14 protein-coding genes are annotated in these 22,202 nt (G+C 69.8%); 10 read left to right on the top strand and 4 right to left on the bottom strand.

Features of this window, described 5'->3' with window-relative positions:
* Positions 1 to 132 precede the first annotated feature (132 nt).
* From AB0J90_RS10735 to AB0J90_RS10710, 6 genes are all read left to right on the top strand, one after another.
* The gene (locus AB0J90_RS10735) at positions 133 to 2,379 is read left to right on the top strand and encodes an excinuclease ABC subunit UvrA (RefSeq protein WP_363595019.1); all 2,247 of its coding nucleotides are present in this window, start codon (positions 133 to 135) and stop codon (positions 2,377 to 2,379) included.
* 126 nt (positions 2,380 to 2,505) lie between these two features.
* Positions 2,506 to 3,243 (top strand): hypothetical protein, encoded by a 738-nt coding sequence (locus AB0J90_RS10730; RefSeq protein WP_363594428.1) that lies wholly within the window; start codon positions 2,506 to 2,508, stop codon positions 3,241 to 3,243.
* 443 nt (positions 3,244 to 3,686) lie between these two features.
* Positions 3,687 to 6,815 carry a carbohydrate-binding protein gene (locus AB0J90_RS10725; RefSeq protein WP_363594426.1) on the top strand — a complete coding sequence of 1,043 codons (3,129 nt, stop codon included), beginning with the start codon at positions 3,687 to 3,689 and terminating at the stop codon, positions 6,813 to 6,815.
* Between the two features lie 162 nt (positions 6,816 to 6,977).
* Entirely contained in the window at positions 6,978 to 9,107 is a 2,130-nt protein-coding gene (locus AB0J90_RS10720; protein WP_363594424.1) for a ThuA domain-containing protein, read from the top strand.
* 50 nt (positions 9,108 to 9,157) lie between these two features.
* Positions 9,158 to 12,001, top strand: coding sequence for a PQQ-dependent sugar dehydrogenase (locus AB0J90_RS10715; protein WP_363594422.1), 2,844 nt, complete (start codon positions 9,158 to 9,160; stop codon positions 11,999 to 12,001).
* A gap of 79 nt (positions 12,002 to 12,080) precedes the next feature.
* On the top strand, positions 12,081 to 13,565 hold the full coding sequence (locus AB0J90_RS10710) for a hypothetical protein (RefSeq protein WP_363594420.1): 1,485 nt from the start codon (positions 12,081 to 12,083) through the stop codon (positions 13,563 to 13,565).
* Positions 13,566 to 14,214: 649 nt separating this feature from the next.
* Here the strand turns inward: AB0J90_RS10710 and AB0J90_RS10705 are convergent.
* Positions 14,215 to 15,777, bottom strand: a complete 1,563-nt coding sequence (locus AB0J90_RS10705) for a DEAD/DEAH box helicase (protein WP_363594418.1) — start codon at positions 15,775 to 15,777, stop codon at positions 14,215 to 14,217.
* A 324-nt stretch (positions 15,778 to 16,101) separates the two neighbouring features.
* On the opposite strand from AB0J90_RS10705, the gene AB0J90_RS10700 reads away from it, so the two are divergent.
* Positions 16,102 to 16,281, top strand: a complete 180-nt coding sequence (locus tag AB0J90_RS10700) for a hypothetical protein (RefSeq protein WP_363594416.1) — start codon at positions 16,102 to 16,104, stop codon at positions 16,279 to 16,281.
* Here AB0J90_RS10700 and AB0J90_RS10695 read toward each other — a convergent pair.
* Entirely contained in the window at positions 16,278 to 16,616 is a 339-nt protein-coding gene (locus tag AB0J90_RS10695; protein WP_363594414.1) for a YkvA family protein, read from the bottom strand. The two genes, AB0J90_RS10700 and AB0J90_RS10695, sit on opposite strands and share 4 nt — an antisense overlap.
* 208 nt (positions 16,617 to 16,824) lie before the next feature.
* On the opposite strand from AB0J90_RS10695, the gene AB0J90_RS10690 reads away from it, so the two are divergent.
* Together AB0J90_RS10690 and AB0J90_RS10685 are read left to right on the top strand one after the other, a co-directional pair.
* A complete protein-coding gene (locus AB0J90_RS10690; protein ID WP_363594412.1) occupies positions 16,825 to 17,430 on the top strand; it encodes a SigE family RNA polymerase sigma factor in 606 nt (201 codons plus the stop codon).
* Positions 17,423 to 18,727 (top strand): sialidase family protein, encoded by a 1,305-nt coding sequence (locus AB0J90_RS10685; protein ID WP_363594410.1) that lies wholly within the window; start codon positions 17,423 to 17,425, stop codon positions 18,725 to 18,727. The genes AB0J90_RS10690 and AB0J90_RS10685 overlap by 8 nt, the downstream gene beginning before the upstream one ends.
* 90 nt (positions 18,728 to 18,817) lie before the next feature.
* On the opposite strand, the gene AB0J90_RS10680 is transcribed toward AB0J90_RS10685, so the two are convergent.
* Complete coding sequence (locus AB0J90_RS10680) at positions 18,818 to 20,776, bottom strand: amino acid transporter (RefSeq protein WP_363594408.1); 1,959 nt, start codon at positions 20,774 to 20,776, stop codon at positions 18,818 to 18,820.
* A gap of 304 nt (positions 20,777 to 21,080) precedes the next feature.
* Here AB0J90_RS10680 and AB0J90_RS10675 point away from each other — a divergent pair, with 304 nt between their 5' ends.
* Positions 21,081 to 21,479 carry a hypothetical protein gene (locus tag AB0J90_RS10675; RefSeq protein WP_363594406.1) on the top strand — a complete coding sequence of 133 codons (399 nt, stop codon included), beginning with the start codon at positions 21,081 to 21,083 and terminating at the stop codon, positions 21,477 to 21,479.
* On the opposite strand, the gene AB0J90_RS10670 is transcribed toward AB0J90_RS10675, so the two are convergent.
* On the bottom strand, positions 21,462 to 22,034 hold the full coding sequence (locus AB0J90_RS10670) for a phosphopantetheine-binding protein (RefSeq protein WP_363595017.1): 573 nt from the start codon (positions 22,032 to 22,034) through the stop codon (positions 21,462 to 21,464). The two genes, AB0J90_RS10675 and AB0J90_RS10670, sit on opposite strands and share 18 nt — an antisense overlap.
* Between the last annotated feature and the right edge of the window lie 168 nt (positions 22,035 to 22,202).

Here is a 22,202-nt window from a genome sequence, read left to right as displayed (position 1 = left end):
CGGGACAGCCGGGCCGGCGGGCTGCTGCTGGCCGACGACGACCACGGTCGGGAACCGACAGCCGACGCCACCCCGGGCCAACGCGCCGATCCCGACGTCGTCGAACCGACCCGGCCCGCGGACAGCCACGAGATGATCGAGGTACGGGGCGCCCGGGAGAACAACCTGGCCGACGTCTCCCTGGACATTCCCAAGCGCCGACTCACGGTCTTCACCGGCGTTTCCGGCTCGGGGAAGTCGTCGCTCGTCTTCGGCACCATCGCCGCCGAGTCACAGCGTCTGATCAACGAGACCTACACCGCCTTCGTCCAGTCGTTCATGCCCAGCCTGGGACGGCCGGACGTGGACGCCCTGCACAACCTCAGCGCGGCGATCGTGGTCGACCAGGAGCGGATGGGCGCCAATTCGCGCTCCACCGTCGGTACGGCGACCGACGCCCACACCATGTTGCGGATCATCTTCAGTCGGCTGGGCACGCCGCACGTCGGCACCTCGACCGCGTTCAGCTTCAACAGCGCCGAGGGCATGTGCCCGGAGTGCGAGGGACTCGGCCGGGTGTCGACGACCGACGTCCACCAGCTCGTGGACGTCAACCTGTCGCTCAACGAGGGCGCGATCACCGCACCGAACTTCGCCGTCGGCTCGTGGTACTGGCAGACCATGGCCCAGTCCGGCCTCTTCGACCCGGACACGAAGCTGAAGGACTACACCCCACAGCAGTGGGAGGACTTCCTGCACAAACCCGCCACCAAGATCAAGACCAACAACTTCAACACCACGTACGAGGGGCTGCTGGTCAAGGTGCAGCGGCTCTACCTGGCCAAGGACCGCGAGTCGATGCAGGGGCACATCCGGGCGTTCGTCGACCGGGCCGTCACCTTCACCGGCTGCCCGGCGTGCGGCGGCGCCCGACTCAACGCGGCGGCCCTGGGCTCGACCATCGACGGCCACAACATCGCCGAGTGCTCCGCCATGCAGATCAGCGACCTGGCCACGTTCGTCCGCGCCATCACGGACCCCTCGGTGGCGCCGCTGGTCAGAACCCTGCGCGACACCCTGGACTCGCTGGTCGAGATCGGCCTCGGTTACCTGAGCCTGGACCGGGAGTCCGGCACCCTCTCCGGCGGCGAGGCGCAACGGGTCAAGATGATCCGGCACCTGGGATCCAGCCTGACCGACGTCACCTACGTCTTCGACGAGCCGACCGTTGGCCTGCACCCGCACGACATCCAGCGGATGAACGACCTGCTGATCCGGCTGCGCGACAAGGGCAACACCGTACTGGTGGTGGAGCACAAGCCCGAGGTGGTCGAGATCGCCGATCACGTGGTCGACCTGGGGCCGGGGGCGGGGTCGGCCGGCGGCCGGATCTGCTACACCGGCGACGTGGCCGGGCTCCGCAGATCGGACACGCTGACCGGCCGGCATCTGGGTCACCGGGCCCGACTGCGCGACCGCGTACGGCAGCCGCAGGGGCAGCTCCACATCACCGGTGCCCGTCTGCACAACCTCAAGGACGTCGACGTCGACATCCCGCTCGGCGTACTGACCGTGGTCACCGGGGTCGCCGGGTCGGGCAAGAGTTCGCTGATCCACGGGTCGCTACCGCGCCGCGAGGGGGTGGCCGTGGTCGACCAGTCGCCGATCCGCGGCTCCCGGCGCAGCAATCCGGCCACCTACACCGGTCTGCTCGACCCGATCCGCACCGCCTTCGCCAAGGCCAACGGGGTGAAGGCGGCCCTGTTCAGCGCGAACTCCGAGGGCGCGTGCCCGAACTGCAAGGGCATCGGTCTGGTCTACACCGACCTCGCCATGATGGCCGGGGTGGCATCGGTCTGCGAGCAGTGCGAGGGCAAGCGCTTCACCCCCGAGGTGCTCACCCACAAGCTACGGGGCCGGGACATCAGCGAGGTGCTGGCCATGTCGGTGACCGAGGCGCGGGCCTTCTTCACCAGCGGACCGGCACGGGCGATCCTCGACCGGCTCGCCGACACCGGCCTGGGCTACATAGGCTTGGGGCAACCGCTCACCACCCTGTCCGGCGGCGAGCGGCAGCGGATCAAGCTGGCCATCCAGATGGCCGAGAAGGCCACCACGTACGTGCTGGACGAACCGACGACCGGCCTGCACCTGGCCGACGTGGACAAGCTCCTCGCCCTGCTCGACCGGCTGGTCGACGACGGCAACACGGTCGTGGTGATCGAGCACCACCAGGCGGTGATGGCGCACGCCGACTGGTTGATCGACCTCGGTCCGGGTGCGGGGCAGGACGGCGGCCGGGTGGTGTTCACCGGTACCCCGGCCGACCTGGTGTCGGGCGGCGACTCGCTCACCGCCCGACACCTGCGTACGTACCTGGGGATGACCGGAGGCGCCTGATCGCCACAACCCGGATCCACCCGCACCGGAGACCCGGCCTTCACCGAGGTCTTCCACCCGCACGCGGAGCGGTTGCCCGACCGGGACGACTAGGCTCGGACCGGTCGCCGATCGACGGGAGTGGCCGTGGCCGAGGATCCGGACACCGCGCTGACCGTCGCGCTGGCCGAGTACGAGCACCTGCGCGAGGCGCGGCGGGCCAGCAACGACCAGGCCACCGCGAGGTTCAACTTCTTCCTGGTGGTGACCTCGGCCGCGACCGCGGTGGCGGCCGCGTTGATCACCAGCGGGGGCGGCGGCAGCACCAACACCGGCGCGGTGGTCGGGATCGGCTCGCTGGTGCTGTTGCTGGGACTGACCATCTTCGTCCGACAGGTCGAGTTCACCAACCGGGCCCGGCTCTACGCGGTGGCGATCGACTCGATCCGCACCTACCTGGCCCGGCGGGCGCCGGAGGTGGCCCCGTACATCGTCATGCCGACACTGGATGATCGCGGCGTCTACCAGGGGCGCCCGCCCGGTGGGCCGTGGCTGCGCGACGCCGTCGGGCTCTCCGGCACCATCGGGCTGGTGAACAGCGCCCTGCTCGCACTCGGCTGCGGACTGGCGCTGCGTCGCGCGATCGTGCCGGTGTGGGTCGCCGTCACCTGCGCCGCGGTGTTCCTGCTGGTCAGTGCGGCGGCGCACGTCTGGTACATCCGGCACCGGTCGCGGACCGCGTTCACGGTCATCCGGACCAGCGTGGAGGGACGTCATCCGCGCAGCGACGGCCCGGTACGCGGCGACGTACCCGCGCCGCGCCCCGGCGGCGACGAGTCGCCCGAACCGGTGACGGACCCGCCTCGGGTCCGCTGGCACCCGTAGCCAGCCGCGGGCTCGGCCGGCGCGAACCTCGCCACTCTCCTGACGCGGGCCGCAGCAGTCGCCCATCATCGGATGAATTCTGGCGGCCGGCACACCCCGAAGTTGGTCGGTGAGCAGAGCCGAAGACGGTCGAAGTGGCTTCGGGTGCCTGCCCCGCTACCAAGGATCACCCTGCCGGGCGGCCGGTCCACCGGGCCTGAGCTGGGGCGACAGAACATCGACGGCCAAGGATTGACTAGCAAAGACATCCGATGTTAACTGCATGTGACAGATGTGGGTCGGTTGGACATCCTGGACGGATCATCGTGCCGGGAATCCGGCTGAACCCACGTATATCAGTCTCGTGGTAGCTCCCCACTTCGGCGGATGGGGGGTCGCACGGGCGCACCGCGTTCCGTGGCACGAGACCATCGCCAACGAACGATCTAGAGGGGATCGTGTCGATGAAGATCAGCACGCCGACCCGCATCGCCGCCGCCGCCCTGCTCGTGGTCGGCCTGGCGGTCAGCGGACAGAGCGCCCCGGCGGCAGCGTCAACCACGGACGCCGCATTCAACTCCGGCACCGGGGCACTGAACGTCAACTACGCCAACTACCTGTCGAAGCACGACATCGTCTACAACCGCCCGAACACCAACCCGCTGCACGGCCTGACGGTCGGCAACGGGCGCACCGGCGCGATGGCCTGGAACCAGAACGGCCTGACCATGCAGGTGTCCGGTGTGGACCTGTCGCAGCAGTCGACGTACGCGGCCGGCCTGGTGAACCTGTTCAGCAACCCGCAGATGGACACCGGCTACTCGACGTTCCAGCAGCGGCTCTCGCTCTACGACGGCACGCTCACCACCAAGTACGACAGCAACCGTACGGTGACCGTGATGGGCTCGCCCAACTCCGAGGTGATGGGCATCCACGTCGAGGACACCCGGCCGGGTGTCACGAGTGTCGGGCTGGACCTGAGCCTGTGGGACCCGAACACGGTCCAGAACATCGCCGACGTGCCCGACCTGAACACGTGGCGCACGTACTCGACGTTCGCGGACGCCAGCGGGGTCGGGATCAGCCGGGGGCAGAGCGACCCGAACAACTTCGGCTACACGCTCGCCGCCACGGTCGAGGGCGCCAGCTACACCTCGCAGGTCGTCAACGGCCGCCAGGTCCGGCTGAACATCACCCCGACCTCGAGCTACACGGTCTGGTTCACCGCGGCCAGCCGAATCAACTCCCCCGGGCTCAACTCGGTCACCCAGGCCCGCAACCAGCTCGCCTCGGTCAAGAGCACCGGGTACGCGACCACGCTGAACAACTACCGCAACTGGTGGCACGCGTTCTGGGAGAAGTCGTTCGTCCAGTACTCCAACTCGGCCGGTGACGCCGACTACCTGGAGAACGTCTACTACCTGGCGACGTACATGATCGCCGCCGGTGGTTACGGCAACTACCCGCTGCACTTCATCAACGGCGTGTTCCGGGCGACGCAGGACCAGAGCAAGTGGAGCAACGGCTACTGGTACTGGAACCAGCGCGACGTCTACAACTCGTTCTACGCCTCGAACCACACCGAGCTGATGGGTGGGTTCAACCGGCTCTACAGCCGCAACCTGAGCGCGCTGAAGTCGTACACGACGACCCGGTACGGCAGTGACGGGCTCTGGGTGCCGGAGACGATGGGCTGGGACGGCAACGCGCGCGGGACGATCAACAGCGACTACGTCAACGACCTGTACTCCACCGGCACCGAGGCCGCGTACAACATGTACCTGCAGTACCGGTACACCAACGACGAGAACTACCTGCGCAACACGGCGTACCCGTACATGCGGGAAGCGGTGAAGTTCTACGAGGACCGGTTGTCGGTCGACGGCAACGGCCGTTACTACATGGCGAACTCGAACTCGCACGAGACGTACTGGGACGTGCGCAACGCGATCACCGACCTGGCCGCCGTACGGCTGCTCTTCCCGCTCACCATCTCGGTCAGCAACCAGCTCGGGTTGGACAGCGGGCTGCGGGCGAACTGGCAGAACATCGTCAACAACCTGGCCCCGTACCAGATCCAGAACGGCGCCTACCTGCCGCACGACCCGCCGATCTCGCAGACCCGCAACAACGAGAACGTTGCCCTGGAGCTGGTCTGGCCCTACGACCAGACCGGCATCGGCTACCCCGACCAGCAGACCGCGATCAACACGTTCAACGTCCGGCCGCACCCGTACGGCAACGTCTGGTCCAACGACCACGTGCACGCAGCAAGGCTCGGCCTCGCCGACCAGGCGTTCCAGGGCATGCGGACGATGCTGCAGAAGTACCAGAACTACCCCAACGGCATGACCAACAACACCAACGGGGTGTTCGAGTACCTGGGCATCCACCTGGCGGCGATGAACGAGTCGCTGATGCAGAGCTACAACGACAAGATCCGGGTCTTCCCGGCGATCCCGTCGGGCTTCGTCGGCAAGTTCACCCTGCTGGCCAAGGACGGTTTCCTGGTCAGCTCGGAGCGCGAGGCCAACGAGACCAAGTACGTCGGGATCAAGAGCCTGTACGGCAAGCAGGCGCGGGTGGTCAACCCGTGGGGCACCCAGGAGGTCCGGGTCCGGCGTACGTCGGACAACGCCATCCTGACGACCAGCACGGCCGGCGAGATCACCTTCGCCACCGCGGCCAACGCGGTGTACGTGGTCGAGCGGACCGCGAAGCCGTTGAGCAACTACAGCTCGACGACCTTGACCGGGACCGCCAACCAGGGCGCCAAGAGCCTGCTCAACACGGCCTCGACCCTCGGCCTCGGCGGCGGCACCGGAGGCGGTGGCCTGGTCAACAACACGCTGCTCACCTACGACGCCAACTGGCACCTCACCACCGCCCGTGGGTACGGCGACTACAACGACGACACCCACCACACCAACACCGTCGGCGCGACCGCCTCGTACACCTTCACCGGTACCGGGGTGGAGTACCTGTCCGAGCGCAACGGTGACATGGGCAACGTCGACGTCTACATCGACAACGTGCTCCAGGCCAACGTGAACCTGTACGTCAGCGGCGCCCGACAGGCGCAGGCGGTGGTCTACAGCAAGACCGGCCTGAGCAACGGCTCGCACACGATCCGGATCGTCAACAAGGCCACCGCGGTCGGCATGGTCGACGCGCTGCGGATCCTCACCGGCGGCTCACCCCCGCCGACCGGCGGTACGGCACTGCGCGCCCAGGCCAACAACCAGTACGTCACCGCCGGTAGCGCGCCGCTGATCGCCAACTCCACCACCGTCGGCACCGCCCAGCAGTTCGACGTGGTCGCCGTCGGCTCGGGCAACGTGGCGCTGCGGTCGCGGGCGAACAACCAGTTCGTCTGCGCCGAGAACGCCGGTGCGGCGGCGCTGATCGCCAACCGGCCCTCGGCCGGCTCGTGGGAGACGTTCACGCAGGTGAACAACTCGGACGGCACGGTCAGCTTCCGGGCCACGGTCAACAACAGTTACGTGTCGGCCGAGAACGGGGGTGCGGGGGCGCTCATCGCCAACCGCGCCACGATCGGCCCCTGGGAGAAGTTCACCCTGGTCTCCAGCTAGCGACCAGGGCCACGAGCCGCCCGGCGGGGGTCGGCAGCCACCAGGATCGCCCAGCGGGCGATGCCAGGTTGACGACCCCCGTCCGGGCGGACGACCGGTTCCGTCCACGCCCATGGACGGCGAACTCCCCGAGCCCCTCCAGTCCTCCGCGAAGGAGCAACCATGCGCATCCGTGCGCTCTCCACGGTCCTCAGCGTCGCCCTGGTGGCGACGGCCGCCCTGGTCGGGGTGACGCCACCGGCGGCGTCGGCGGCACCCCTGACCAAGGTGCTCGTCTTCTCCAAGACCGCCGGCTTCCGCCACTCCTCGATCCCGAACGGCATCGCCGCCATCCAGCAACTCGGCGCGGCGAACGGTTTCACGGTCACCGCGACCGAGGACGCCGGTCAGTTCACCACCGCCAACCTGGCCCAGTACCAGGCGGTGGTCTGGCTCTCCACCACCGGTGACGTGCTCGACACCACCCAGCAGACCGCCTTCCAGTCGTACATCGCCGCCGGTGGCGGGTACGTCGGGGTGCACGCCGCCGCCGACACCGAGTACGACTGGGCCTGGTACGGCGGACTCGTCGGCGGCTACTTCGCCTCGCACCCAGCGACCCAGCAGGCGACCGTACGCACCGAGGACAGGTCGAACGTGTCCACCGCGCACCTGCCGCAGAACTGGACCCGCACCGACGAGTGGTACAACTACCGCGCCAACCCGAGGGCCAACGTCAAGGTGCTGTCCAACCTGGACGAGTCGTCGTACAGCGGTGGGTCGATGGGCGGTGACCACCCGATCACCTGGTGCCAGAACTACGGCGGCGGGCGGTCCTGGTACACCGGCCTCGGGCACACCGAGCAGACGTACACCGAGGCGAACTTCACCCGGATGCTGCTCGGCGGGATCCAGATCGCGGCCGGGGCGAAGCCGGCCGACTGCCGTCCCGAGGTCGGTTACACCGCGCTGTTCGACGGCAGCCAGGCGAGCCTGAACCAGTGGCGTCAGGCCGGTCCGGGCGGCTTCACCCTGGCCGACGGGACGCTCACCTCGGTCGGCGGGATGGGCCTGCTCTGGTACCCGGTCCGCACCTTCGCGAACTACTCGCTGAAGCTCGACTGGATGATGCCCGGCGACGACAACGGCGGGGTGTTCATCGGTTTCCCCGACCCGCAGGGTGACCCGTGGCAGCCGGTCGACGCCGGCCACGAGATCCAGATCGACGCGACCGACGCCGACCCGTCCCGCACCACCGGCAGCGTCTACAGCTTCAAGGCGCCCGACACCGCGCTGCGGGCCGCCGCGCTGAACCCGCCGGGGTCGTGGAACACGTACGAGATCGGGGTGCACGGGCAGCGGGTGGAGATCTGGCTCAACGGCGTGAAGATCAACGACTACACCAGTACCCGGAACATCGCCAACGGCTACATCGGCGTACAGAACGACGGCGCCGGGATGGACATCAACTACCGCAACATCCGGATCAAGGCCGAGGGCGGCAACCCGCCGCAGCCCGGCACCGACCTGGCCCAGGGCAAGCCGGCCACCGCCTCCAGTGTCGAGGCCGGCAGCCCGCACGTGGCCGCGAACGCGGTCGACAACAACCCGGCCACCCGCTGGGGCAGCCTCTCCGCCGACCCGCAGTGGATCTCGGTGGACCTCGGTGCGACGTACAACCTGAACCGGGTCCGGCTCAACTGGGAGACGGCGTACGGGCGGGCGTACCAGATCCAGACCTCGCCGAACAACAGCACCTGGACCACGGTGCACTCGACCACCGCCTCCGACGGCGGCGTCGACGACGTCACCCTCACCGGGACCGGGCGCTACGTCCGGGTGTACGGCACCCAGCGCGCCACCGCCTGGGGCTACTCGCTGTGGGACCTGAACGTGTACGGCACCCCGGTCACCGGCACGCCCACGCTCCTGTCGACGGGTCGGCCCACCGTCGCCTCCAGCGTCGAGACCGGCAGCGCGCACGTGGCCGCCAACGCGGTCGACGGCAACCCGGCCACCCGCTGGGGCAGCGCGTACGCCGACCCGCAGTGGATCTCCGTCGACCTCGGCGCCACCCGGTCGATCAGCCGGGTACGGCTCAACTGGGAGGCCGCGTACGGGCGGGCGTACCAGGTCCAGACCTCGACCGACAACAGCACCTGGACCACCGCCTACTCGACCACCGCCTCCGACGGCGGGATCGACGACCTGACCCTCACCGGCACCGGCCGCTACGTCCGGGTGTACGGCACCCAGCGCGCCCTGGCCCCCTACGGCTACTCGCTCTGGGAGTTCGAGGTCTACGGCTCCTGACCCTGCGCTTCCCCTCACCCCCGCCGGCACCACCCCCGGAAAGGAACCAGATGTCCCCCACCCTCCACCGCTGGTCGCGACTGCTCGTCGCGGCCACGGTCGCCGCGACGAGCACCGCGCTCGCCGTGGCCGCCGCCCCGAGCGCGGCCCAGGCCGTGGTGATCCCGCCCGCCGACTACCAGCAGGTCGTACTGGCCACCGGCTCCGCCGAGATCGGCGAGGCCATGGGCCTGGCGGTGCTGCCGAACCGTTCGGTGGTGCACACCGCCCGCAACGGCACCGTCCGGGTGACCGACGCGGCCGGCAACACCAAGGTCGCCGGCAACATCCCGGTCTACACCCACGACGAGGAGGGGCTGCAGGGCGTGGCGGCGGACCCCAACTTCGCCTCTAACCGCTTCATCTACCTGTACTACTCCCCCACCCTGAGCACACCCGGCGGGGACGCCCCGACCACCGGCACGGCGGCCGACTTCGACGCGTGGAAGGGGCACCTGCGGCTGTCCCGGTTCACCCTGAACGCCGACGACACGCTGAACATGGGCAGCGAGCGGATCATGCTCCAGGTGAACAACGACCGAGGGCAGTGCTGCCACGTCGGCGGTGACATCGACTTCGACGCCGCCGGCAACCTCTACCTGAGCACCGGCGACGACACCAACCCGTTCGAGTCGAACTCGTACACCCCGATCGACGAGCGGACCAACCGCAACCCGCAGTTCGACGCCCAGCGCTCCTCGGGCAACACCAACGACCTGCGCGGCAAGGTGCTGCGGATCAAGCCGCAGGCGGACGGGACGTACACCATCCCGGCCGGGAACCTGTTCGCGCCGGGCACGGCCAACACCCGGCCGGAGATCTACGCGATGGGTTTCCGCAACCCGTTCCGGATGAGTGTCGACAAGCCCACCGGCATCGTCTACCTCGGTGACTACGGCCCGGACGCCGGTGTCAGCGACGCGAACCGGGGACCTGGCGGTCAGGTGGAGTTCAACCGGATCACCGCGCCGGGCAACTACGGCTGGCCGTACTGCACCGGTACGAACACCAGCGCGGAGACGTACAACGAGTACACCTTCCCGTCCGGCCCGTCGCAGGCGAAGTACAACTGCACCGGCGGCCCGACCAACAACTCGTTCCGCAACACCGGCCAGACCACGCTGCCGCCGGCCAAGGCGAGCTGGATCCGGTACGGCGGCGACGCGGGTTCACCGCCGGAGTTCGGCGGCGGCTCGGAGTCGCCGATGGGCGGCCCGGTCTACCGGTACAACGCCTCGCTGAACTCCCCGGTCAAGTTCCCACAGTCGCTCGACGGCCAGTTCTTCGCCGGCGAGTACGGCCGCCGCTGGATCAAGGCGATCGCGGTCAACTCCAACGGCACCCCCGGTGAGATCTCCGCGTTCCCATGGACCGGCACCCAGGTCATGGACATGGCGTTCGGGCCGGACGGCGCGCTCTACGTGCTCGACTACGGCACCGGTTCGAACAACCAGGCGCTGATCCGGGTCGAGTACATCGGCGGCGGCAACCGCAGCCCGGTCGCGGTCGCCTCGGCCAATCCGACCTCCGGACCGAACCCGCTGACCGTGACGTTCTCCTCGGCCGGCAGCTCGGACCCCGAGGGCGGTGCGCTGTCGTACCTCTGGACCTTCGGCGACGGCACCACGTCGACCGCGGCCAACCCGACCAAGACGTACACCGCGAACGGCACGTACTCGCCGACACTGCGGGTCACCGACCCGACCGGCCTGACCGGTACGGCGAGCCTGGTGGTGACGGTCGGCAACACCGCGCCGACGGTGAACCTGCAACTGCCGGCGAACGGCCAGCTGTTCAACTTCGGCGACACCGTCCCGTTCACCGTCAGCGCGGCCGACAACGAGGACGGGACGATCAACTGTGCCCGGGTGACGGTGACGTACTCGCTGGGGCATGACAGCCACGCCCACCAGATCACCTCCAAGACCGGCTGCACCGGGACGATCACCATCCCGGTCGACGGGGAGCACGACTCGGCCGCGAACATCTTCGGGGTCTTCGACGCCTCGTACACCGACAACGGCGGTCTCACCTCGCGCAGCACCCGGACGCTCCAGCCGAAGCACCGGCAGGGCGAGCATTTCGGCGCCCAGTCCGGCATCCAGACCGCCGACCACGCCGCCGCCGAGGGTGGCCGTACGGCCGGCTTCGTCGACAACGGCGACTGGATCTCGTACCAGCCGTACCTGCTGGGCAACGCGACCCAGTTCACCGCCCGGGTTTCCTCCGGCGGGGTCGGCGGCACCATCGAGGTGCGTACCGGCTCGGCCACCGGCACCCTGCTCGGTAGCGTCGCCGTCGCGCCGACCGGCAGCTGGGACACGTTCGCCAACGTCAGCGCCAACCTGTCCAACGCGCCCACCGGCAGCACCACGCTCTACCTGGTGTTCAAGGGCGTGACCGGGCAGGGGAACCTGTTCGACCTGGACGCGTTCACCTTCACCACCGGCACCACCAGCACACCCGCGGTGATCAGCCTGCGGGCCCGGGTGAACAGCCAGTACGTCACCGCCGACAACGCCGGGGCGGCGCCGCTGATCGCCAACCGGGCCACGATCGGCCCCTGGGAGCAGTTCGACCGCCTGGACGCCGGCAACGGCAACATCGCGCTGCGGGCCAAGGCCAACGGGCTGATCGTGACCGCCGCCAACGGCACCGCTCCCCTGATCGCGAACAAAACCACCATCGGCACCTGGGAGACCTTCCAACTCGTCCGCAACACCGACGGCAGCGTGAGCCTGCGCTCCCTCGGCAACAACCAGTACGTCGCCGCCGAAGGCGCCGGCGGCCAGGCACTGATCGCCAACCGAGCGGCGATCGGCGCCTGGGAACGCTTCGACCTGATCGGCGGCTGATCGCCGCACCCTCGACCGGTGCGGGCGTGCCACCGCCCGCACCGGTCAGGGCCAGGCTCGGCAACCACGGAGGAAACACATGCACCGGATCTCCCGCTGGGGGCGCACCGCCCTGGCAACCCTGCTGCTGACCGCGGCTGGGCTCGCCGGCGCACCCGGCCCGGCGCCGCAGGCGGCGCCGCGAGCACAGGCACCCGTCCAGGCGCTGGCCGCTCCCGCGTCCAACGTCCACATCTTCTACTACTCCTGGTACGGCAATCCGACCGTCGCCGGCAGCTACCGGCACTGGCAGCAGGGCAACCACACCCCGCCGCAGGACATCGGCGCCAACTACTACCCGACCCGGGGCGCCTACGACTCCGGCGACGTCGCCACGATCAACCAGCACATGGCCTGGATCAGCCAGGCCGGGGTGGGCACGATCGTCTACAGCTGGTGGGGTCAGGGCTCGTACGAGGACAACCTGACCGCCCGGGTGATGACCGCCGCCGCCCAGTACGGCATCAAGGTCGCCTGGCACCTGGAGCCGTACAACGGGCGGACCGCGGCCAGCACGGTCGCCGACATCAACTACATCAACTCCCGGTACGGGTCCAGCCCCGCCTTCTACCGGGACGCGGCGCACGGCAACCGCCCGGCGTTCTACGTCTTCGAGAGCCTGCGGATCACCGACTGGTCGCCGCTGGCGCAGGTGCGGGCGAACAACATCGTGCTGGCCCAGACCACCGACACCTCGAAGGTGGCCAACTTCGGCGGCATGTACACCTATGACGGCATCGCCGGGGCGACCGCACCGGGTTGGGCGAACGCCGCCGCGTACTGCCGGGCGAACGGGCTGGTCTGGGCACCTTCGGTGGCGCCCGGTTACCTCGACGACCGGGCCGTGCCGGGCAACACCACACCCACGCTCGGCCGGGACAACGGCGCCGCGTACGACCGGCAGTGGACCAACGCCCTGGGCACGCCGACCCCGCCGGACTGGGTGTCGATCACGTCGTTCAACGAGTGGCACGAGGGCTCGACCATCGAGCCGGCGAGTTCCACCCCGCCGGCCGGGCACGGTTACCTCACCTACTCCGGCGCGTACGGGTTGACCGGGGCGGCGGCGCAGAACGCGTACCTGGACCGGACCCGCTACTGGGCCGAACGGTTCAACCCGAGCGCGCCGACGGCTCCGGTGGTCAGTCTGCGGGCCCGGATCAACAACCAGTACGTGAGCGCTGACAACGGCGGGGCGGCACCGCTGATCGCCAACCGGGCCGCGATCGGGCCCTGGGAGCAGTTCGACCGCCTGGACGCCGGCAACGGCAACATCGCGCTGAGGTCGAAGGCCAACGGGCTGATAGTCAGCGCCGCCAACGGCACCGCTCCCCTGATCGCGAACAAAACCACCATCGGCACCTGGGAGACCTTCCAACTCGTCCGTAACAGCGACGGCAGCGTCAGTCTCCGCTCCCTCGGCAACAACCAGTACGTCGCCGCGGAAAACAGCGGCGCCGCGCCTCTGATCGCGAACAGAGGTGCGATCGGGGCATGGGAACGATTCGACCTGATCGGCGGGTGACTGTCCGACCACTCACCGTTGACCTGCCGGAAGGCGCCTCGGGAGGGTGAACCGCTCGACCGCTCGAATATCCGCCACCGCCGGGACGATAGACCCTCTGTCGTCCGGCGGTGGTGCGGTATTTACCGCCTGATCGGACGATTTTCGGGCGTCTCGCGGATTCAAGGACCGACGGATGAGGCATTGGAGCCCTGGACAGGGGACGATAAGCGGATGAAGGTCCTATTCCTTGGCGGTCCGTGGCACGACCAACGCCACGAGGTGACTCCCGCTCGTTCTGTGGCTGCGGCGCGTTCGCTGCCGATGTACCTGAAAGTTCCGGTAACGGCGGTTGAGGGCGGCGAGTCCGCTGACCCGGCCACGGCGGCTTCGCGGCTGCCGCAGCCACGCGGGCACGTCACCTACACCCGTCGCTACGCCCGCGGGGGCGGCGAACGCCTCCCGGTCTACGTGGCACCGGACTACGACGGGCCGCCGCGGGCCTGAGGCCCGGCAGCCGGCCGGCGCGGGGCGACCCAACATCGCCCCGCGCTACTCGATCATGACGGCACTTACCCCCGTGCCGGACCACGGCCAGCGGCCCTCACCGCTGGTCATACCCTCTTCCCCTGCACCCCGGCCGGCGTCGGCCGTACGCTCAGGCGTGCGGTCAGCGCCGGCCGCGGCTACCCACCCGGCTGCCGGCGGAGAACGCCGCCGCACTGCCCGCCGGGGACGCGGCCACTCGGGCCGGACGCGCTGAACCAGCATGATTTGCGGCATCTCGGGCTGATTCGTGCTGTTCTGCCCCGTTACGTGAAGATCCGCCGCGCTTCGAGCCGCCGCGCGCCGAGCCTCCACGGCCTGCCCCACCACCGGCGGAGCCTGCACGAGCCGACCCGCCACCGGCGGACCCGCCACGGGCTGACCCGCTGCGGGCCGACCCACCGCGACCCGAGCCGCCACCGGTCGGTGTGTCGCGGGTCGAGGACCCGGACGACACCGCTGGGCGCTGCATCGGCGGCGCGGTGAACAGCCGCTCGCCCGGGGCGAGTTCGGCGAGCAACGCGTGACCGGGCCGCAGCGGAGTGATCGTCGGATTGATCCCGGCCTGACGGGTGAGGTCCCGGACGTCGGCGACCTGGTCCTCGGTCATCAGGGTGACCACCGTGCCACTGGCTCCGGCACGGGCGGTCCGCCCCGAGCGGTGCAGGTACGCCTTGTGCTCGGCCGGCGGATCAGCGTGGATCACCAGGGTCACGTCGTCGACGTGGATGCCGCGCGCGGCGATGTCGGTGGCCACGAGCGTACGGGCGTCGCCGGTGGAGAACGCCGCCAGATTACGCGTACGCACGTTCTGCGCCAGGTTGCCGTGCAACTCCACGGCCGACACGCCCGAGGCGACCAACTGACTGGTCAGCTTCTTCGCCCCCCGCTTGGTACGGGTGAACACGAGCGTGCGACCGGGTGCCGCGGCCAGGTCGATCAGGACCGGCAGCCGGTCGTCGTGGCGTACCCGGAGCACGTGGTGGGTCATCGCGGCGACCGGGGACGTCGCGGAGTCGACGCTGTGCGTGACCGGGTTGGTCAGGTACCGCCGGACCAGCACGTCGACCCCGGCGTCCAGCGTCGCCGAGAACAGCAGCCGCTGGGAAGCGGCCGGCGTACGGTCGAGCAGCCGCTTCACCACCGGCAGGAAGCCGAGATCGGCCATGTGGTCGGCCTCGTCCAGCACGGTGATCTCGACCGCGTCGAGCACGGCCTCACCGGTCGACACGTGGTCGGCCAGCCGGCCGGGACAGGCGATCACGATGTCGACCCCGGCGCGCAGGGCGGTCACCTGGGGTCGTGCGCCGACCCCACCGAAAACGGTCATGGTACGCAGCGACAGGGCCGCGGCCAGTGGGGCGATCGTCGCCTCGATCTGGGTGGCCAGTTCGCGGGTCGGCGCCAGGATCAGCGATCGCGGGCGACCGGGGCGCCGGGTCGGGCGACTGGCGGTCAGCCGGGCGAGCAGCGGGATCGCGAACGCGTACGTCTTGCCGGACCCGGTCCTGCCCCGGCCGAGCACGTCGCGTCCGGACAGCGCGTCCGGCAGGGTCGCGGTCTGGATCGGGAACGGGCTGGTGATGCCCACCTGATCGAGCGCGGCGACGAGCGGGCCGGGCACGCCGAGTTCGGCGAAGGACCGGGGTGGGGAATCGAGCGTCTTACTGGGGCGGCGTGCCGCCATGGAGTGTCTCCGAACGTGGAAGGAATCGCCCTGCACGGCGCTGACCGTTCCGGTCGCGGCGCGTGGTGGTCGACATCAGCGCAGGTAGCGGTCGAGACCAGCGGGCTGCACGTACCAGTCTACCCGTCGCCGGGGAACGGACGACGACCGTACGCCAAAGTCGTGTCGCACGCTACGGGTACGCTCATGGCACGAATGGGATGCATCCTCCGGCATGACCGGATCCACCCCGACCGGATCCACCCCGCTCGTTCTTTTCATTCCGCACCCGACTCGCACCTGCCAGCGGGTGAGACGCGCACCGGCGCGCAAGCATTGGAGCAGATGTTGACCGACGTGACCACCCATGACCCCAGCCCGTTCGGCGACCTGCCGGAGGGTGACCCCACGGTCGACCAGCGGCCGACCGTGGACGTGAGCCTGGCCGCGATGACGCGCCTGCGTACCCCGTTCGAGGTCGACACGGAGGCCACCGCGGGCGGCGACGACCGCGACCACCGCTAGGGCAACCTCTCGACCCGCTTGACCGCCGGCTGCTCGACCGGGCCCGCGGTGGATTTGCCACCGATGATTCCGTGCCGCCTGGCCAGGTGCCCGAGATAGGTGATCGCGCCCAGCAGGATGCCGATGTCGTCCAGGTAGATCGGATCGGGCAGGACGTCCACCGGCGAGATGCCGTAGATCACCGCTGCCCAGAAGGCGAACTTGCCCGGTAGTGGCATGCGGCTGCTCCGGACCAGCGATCTCATCCTGAGCAGCCTGACAACGAGCACGATCGCGACGACGAGCGTCGCGGCGGCGGCCACGATCAGCAGCGCGACAACAACAGACGAGTCCACACGTCCTCCTGGCTCCCGATGAACCGCAGCCGGTCCGCCCCATCGGACAGCCGGCTCCGGACAGGAGTCTTCCTGCCCCGATCGCTCGATCGTTACGCCACGCCGACGTCCTCCACCCGTCGGACTTCCCGGCAACCCGCCGGGAATGTCACCGGGGAACGGGCTCGCGGGTCGTACTCATGACCGGAGCCGTGGAACAGGGGTGGGTGTGAGCGAACGCGATCAGGTACGAGAGGTGTACGCCGCTTCGGCCGGCCGCCTGGTGGCCCAACTCTTCGGGATGACCGGCGACTTCGCCGAAGCGCAGGACGTGGTGCAGGAGGCCTTCGTCCGAGCACTGGCCCGACCCGACCGGCTGCTACAGGTCGACAACCCCGAAGCGTGGCTGCGTACGGTGGCGATGAACCTGGCCCGCTCCCGGCACCGGCGGCGGGCATTGTTCGACCGGCTGGTCCGCGCCGGCCGCGTGACGCAGCCCGAGCAGTACGCGCCCGGCATGTCCGCCGACCACGTCGCGCTGGTCGCCGCACTGCAACGGCTGCCACCGGAGACCCGCCGGACCGTGGTGCTGCACCACATAGCCGACCTGCCGGTGGCCGAGGTCGCGGAGGCGATGGGCTGCTCGGTCGAGGCGGTGAAGAGCCGCTTGGTACGGGGCCGGCGCGCCCTCGCCGGACATCTCGACGACCGACGGACCGGACCGGCGGCCGAGCCGGACCCGCCGGTTCCCGCCAGATCACCTCGACCGACTCCCGCACGGTCACTGCGATCCGCACCCACCCCCTCGGAGAAGCCGGAGAACCGTCATGCCTGACCTGGACTTCACCGGCCTCGCCGAGGCCGCCCGAGCGGCGTTCCGGCCCCAGTTCTCCGATGTCGTACGGCGGGAGGCCCGCCGTCGCCGAACCGTACGGCTGACCGGTGCCGCGCTGAGCGCCGCCGTCCTGGCGGTGGCCGGCGTCGCCACCGTCGCACTGCCTGGCAGCGACCGTACGGGGATCGGCGGCGGCCCCGTCTTCGAACCGCACCGAACCCCCGACTTCATTCCCACCCCCGGCGGCACACCCGCTCCGGGTGAGGTCCGGTCGAAGACCGGGGCGATGGTGGTCGGCGACCTCGACCACCTCTACGTACGTTGGCATGACTGCCGCTCGGCCGACGACTGCACGCTCATGGTCGCGGCCACCGAGGACGGCGGCGCGACCTGGCGCAGCCACCCGCTGCCAGTCGGGCGCAATGCGATGGTGGACCTACGCGCGGTCGCACCACGCGTACTGGTGGCCTGGGCACAGGACGATGTGGCCGAGGGGCAACCCGACCAGACCTGGCACGCCAGCACCGACGGTGGCGCCACCTGGCACGACGTGCAGCCGGAGACGGTGGACGCGTTCCCGGCGGGTTGGCGCGTGCTGGACGATTTCGAGTTCCTGCACGGCGGGATCACCGCGGTGGACCCGGTCACCGGCGCTGTCGCGTCCCTGCCCCGTGGCCCGCTGGAGATGGCCAGGGCGGTGAGTGGGTTGCCGCCCGACGCCGGTCTGTGGGTGAGCGGCTACGTCGACACGGTGACGACCCAGACGACCGACAACACCGGCGCAGCCACGTACGGCCGGACCACCGGCACCGGCAGCGCGGTGGCGGTCAGCCGGGACGGCGGACGCACCTGGGAGCGGCAGGTCTTCCCGGAGGAGTTGGTCGCCAGCTCCGAGGGCGACCTCGCGGCGGCGGCGATCGCCACCGAGGACGGCCGGACCGTCTACGCGGTCGGTCGGGTCGCCGGGGTACTGCGCATCTACCGCAGCGTCGACGGCGGACAGCACTGGCAGGGGACCCCCGTCCGACGGGAGGTGGGCAACCTGACCATCCGGGCCGCGCTCGGGCCCGGCGGTCGGCTGGTGATCCAGGCTGGACCGGAGGGCGACCAAGCCCCGCTGTTGTTCGAGAGCGTGGACGGCGGCCTCACCATCCGCCCGATCCCGGCCGGACCGGGCGCGACCGCCGTCCTGGTCCCCGGCGGGTACGCCCAGTCCGGCTGGCCATGGTCGAGCGGTGCGTGGCTGTCCATGGACGGCATGCAGTGGAGTTACGTCGACCCGCCGGAGGTGCCCTGACCACCGTCTGTCGATGCTGGGCGCTCGCCCGGTGGACCGATCCGGGTCCCCGGGCGGGGCCACCCTCAACGGTTCCGGCACGCTCGTGGATCAGCCGACGTGTACCAGGGGGCGGCGACGTCGGTCCGGTTCGGCCTGGCGGAGCACCTCGCGGGTGAGCGGGGCAACCTCGCCGTCGCCGAAGAAGAGGTACCGGAGCAGGTACATCAGCGGGTTGCCCTCGGTCCAGGCGAAGTAGATGTGCGGCAGCTTCCCGGTCGTGTCCCGGATGTGCAGCAGCAGGCCGGCGATGGCGTTGGCGATGCTGGCGCCTTCGAGGCGAAGTATCCGGTAGCCGAAGCGCTCCTCGCCGGTGACGATCAGTTCCGATTCGAACTCGGACGGGTCGCGGACGGTCACCTCGAGGAACAGGACCGGCTCTCCGGCCGGGATGTGGTTGTCATCACGCTGTTCGGCCTCCTTCTCCCGGTACTCGGTCTCGTCACGCTCGTTCGGCTCGTTCGCGATGATGTGGATCTCTCCACGCTCGACCACGTCGGCGAGGAACTGTTGCGCCACCGGGTCCAGGTGCACGCCGGTGACCCGCAGTTCGGTCGCCCGGAACACCCGGGACAGGATGGAGGTGGCGATGATCGCGGCGATGAACAGCGAGGCGATCCGGACACCGTCGGGACGCTCGATCACGTTCGCCACCGTGGTGTAGCCGAGCACCACCGTGATCAGTGCGAATGCCACGGTCGCGCCGCGCCGGTGGCGACGGCGCACGGACAGCGTGACGGCGAGCGCGGCCGAGGTGATGAGCACCAGGACTCCGGTCGCGTACGCACCGCCCTGTGCGGTGACGTCGGCCTTGAACACCACGGTGATCAGGAACGCGATCAGGGTGAAGACCAGGACCAGCGGGCGTACCGCGCGGCTCCAGTCGGGCGCCATGCCGTAGCGGGGCAGATACCGGGGTACGAGGTTGAGCAGGCCGGCCATGGCCGACGCACCGGCGAACCAGAGGATCAGGACGGTGCTGATGTCGTAGATGGTGCCGAACCCGTTGCCGACGTACTGGTGGGCGAGGAAGGCCAGCGCCCGCCCGTTGGCCTCACCGCCGGCCTCGAACTCCCGCTGCGGGATGAGCACGGTGGTGACGAAGCTGCTGGTGATGAGAAAGATGCTCATGATGATGGCGGCGGTGGTGAGCAGCCGGTGTGCGCCCCGGATCCGCGCCTCCGGCCGGCGCGGGATGTCGCTGGAGTGCCCTCGGATCAACGGCATGACGGCCACGCCGGTCTCGAAGCCGGACAGGCCGAGGGCCAGCCGGGGAAAGACCAGCAGGGCGACCACCACGATGCCGAGCAGGTCGGGGTGCTCGTTGAACAGCAGCCGCCGCCAGTCCGAAACCAGCCCGGGGTTGGCCAGCAGGTGACCGAACGACACGACGATCACGACGAGGTTCAGCACCAGGTAGACGGCGACCAGCACCACCGCGATACCGATAGCCTCCTTGAAGCCCTTGAGGAACACCGCCCCGAGCAGCGCGATCAGCACCAGGGTGATCTCGACCTGCAGGCCGCCCAGCGACTCCGGCAGGTACGGGTTCTCCATGATGTGCGCGCTGGCATCGGCCGCGGAGAGCGTGATCGTGATGATGAAGTCGGTCGCGGCGAAGCCGAGCAGGGCCAGGACGAGCAGCTTGCCGTTCCAGCGCGGCAGGAGCCGCTCCAGCATGGCGATCGACCCCTGGCCGTGTGGACTCTCCCGGGCCACCCGCCGGTAGACCGGCAACGCGCCGAACAGGGTCAGTGCCACCAGCACCAGGGTGGCGATCGGCGAGATCACCCCGGCGGCCAGGGCGGCGATGCCGGGCTGGTAACCCAGCGTGGAGAAATAGTCCAGGCCGGTCAGGCACATGACTCGCCACCACGACCGTTGGTGCTCGGCGCTCTCGGTGGTGTACGGCCCGCTCGCCCTCCCCGGTTGCAGACCGTGCAGGAGCCAGCGGCGCAGCCCACCAGCGGGCCGCGCCGCTCCCGGCTCCCCCATCGTCTGACCCGCCACGTCGTTTCCCCCGCTCGGGCGGCCAATCGCCCCCGCCGCGAGCCATCGTCACCCGGCTCGGACCGCCGCCGTGGAGAAACCGACCATCCGGCGGCGACGGAGACGCCGGTCCGGCAGTGCCGGGCACGCGGAATCCCCCGTACCGGCTGTTGGGGGCTGGGGTGCTCTACCCGTGGGGAGTGGGGGCCCCTACCCGTTCCGGTGGGCGGCAAACGTGGAGGCTGCGGCGGTGTTGTCGGCATGACCGGTGCGGGAGTGGGCACACACACGGGCACCGCTACAGACCCGTCAGCGAGGTGAGTCCATGGCCGCGAAGAAGCAGTCCACGACGAACGGCGAGGCGGTGAACGCCGGGGAGGGCGGGCCGGAGTCGGTCGGCCCATGGGGTACGACCCGTGGCCTCGACCAGGACGCGCCCTGGGGGGTCGAGGAGGACTCACCGATCGACGAGGGCAGCGAGCCGACCGCGGTCAGCGAGGGGCGGCGCGGCGAACGCCGGGCCGGCGAGTCGGCCGCCGCCGGTGGCGACGGCCTCGGCACGGTCGAGCCGACCCCGTTCCACGAGGGCGGACCGGGCCTGGCCCCCGACACGCCGGGGCGCCACTCGTTCCCGGACGAGAGTTCGACCGGCTCACTGGCGGACAACCCGCTCGAGGAGGAAACCGGCATGCGCCCGGAGGGAACCTCACGCGGAAAGGGCTGACTCGCCCTTCCCGTCGAGCAGGTCCTCGATCGCCTCGGCGAATCCCTCCAGGGTCGGCTGCACGAACAGGATGCGGATCGGTACGTCCCGCTCCAGCGCGGCGCCGAGCCGGGCGACCGCCTTCGTGGCGAGCAGGGAGTGGCCGCCGAGGTCGAAGAAGTCGTCCAGCGCGCCGACCCGTTCCCGCCCGAGCACCTCACCCCAGATCGCCGCGACCAGTTCCTCGATCTCCGTACGCGGTGCGACGTAGTCGCGTGCCTCCGGGTCTGCCAACTCCCCGGTGGGGAGGTTGCGTCGGTCGATCTTCCCGGCCGTGTTCAACGGCAACGCGTCCAACACCACCACCTGCCCCGGAACCATGTACCCCGGCAACAACTCCGCCAGATACGACCGCAACAACCGCCCCGACGGCACCTCACCCGGCGCCGGCGACACATAACCCACCAGCCGGGCGTCCTCACCCTTACCCGCCACCACCACCGCCGCCTGACCCACCAAAGGATGCTCCACCAAACGAGCCTCGACCTCACCCAACTCGATCCGATACCCCCGCACCTTCACCTGATGATCCACCCGACCCAAGAACTCCAACCCCCCACCCCGCAACCACCGCACCCTGTCCCCCGTCCGATACAACCGCCCACCCGGCACACCAAACGGATCAGGCACAAACCGACCCGCCGTCAAACCCGCCCGACCCACATACCCCCACGCCACACCCAC

It is taken from the genome of Micromonospora sp. NPDC049523 (genome assembly GCF_040676775.1).
Lineage (GTDB): Bacteria > Actinomycetota > Actinomycetes > Mycobacteriales > Micromonosporaceae > Micromonospora_G.
The sequence above is the reverse complement of the archived record's forward strand: the minus strand, read 5'-3'. Positions and strand labels throughout refer to the sequence as shown.

Coding starts and splice junctions, on each gene's coding strand:
- AB0J90_RS10735 (WP_363595019.1), top strand. CDS start 133: ATGATCGAGGTACGGGGCGCCCGGGAGAACAACCTGGCCGACGTCTCC.
- AB0J90_RS10725 (WP_363594426.1), top strand. CDS start 3,687: ATGAAGATCAGCACGCCGACCCGCATCGCCGCCGCCGCCCTGCTCGTG.
- AB0J90_RS10720 (WP_363594424.1), top strand. CDS start 6,978: ATGCGCATCCGTGCGCTCTCCACGGTCCTCAGCGTCGCCCTGGTGGCG.
- AB0J90_RS10715 (WP_363594422.1), top strand. CDS start 9,158: ATGTCCCCCACCCTCCACCGCTGGTCGCGACTGCTCGTCGCGGCCACG.
- AB0J90_RS10710 (WP_363594420.1), top strand. CDS start 12,081: ATGCACCGGATCTCCCGCTGGGGGCGCACCGCCCTGGCAACCCTGCTG.
- AB0J90_RS10705 (WP_363594418.1), bottom strand. CDS start 15,777: ATGGCGGCACGCCGCCCCAGTAAGACGCTCGATTCCCCACCCCGGTCC.
- AB0J90_RS10700 (WP_363594416.1), top strand. CDS start 16,102: ATGTTGACCGACGTGACCACCCATGACCCCAGCCCGTTCGGCGACCTG.
- AB0J90_RS10685 (WP_363594410.1), top strand. CDS start 17,423: ATGCCTGACCTGGACTTCACCGGCCTCGCCGAGGCCGCCCGAGCGGCG.
- AB0J90_RS10675 (WP_363594406.1), top strand. CDS start 21,081: ATGGCCGCGAAGAAGCAGTCCACGACGAACGGCGAGGCGGTGAACGCC.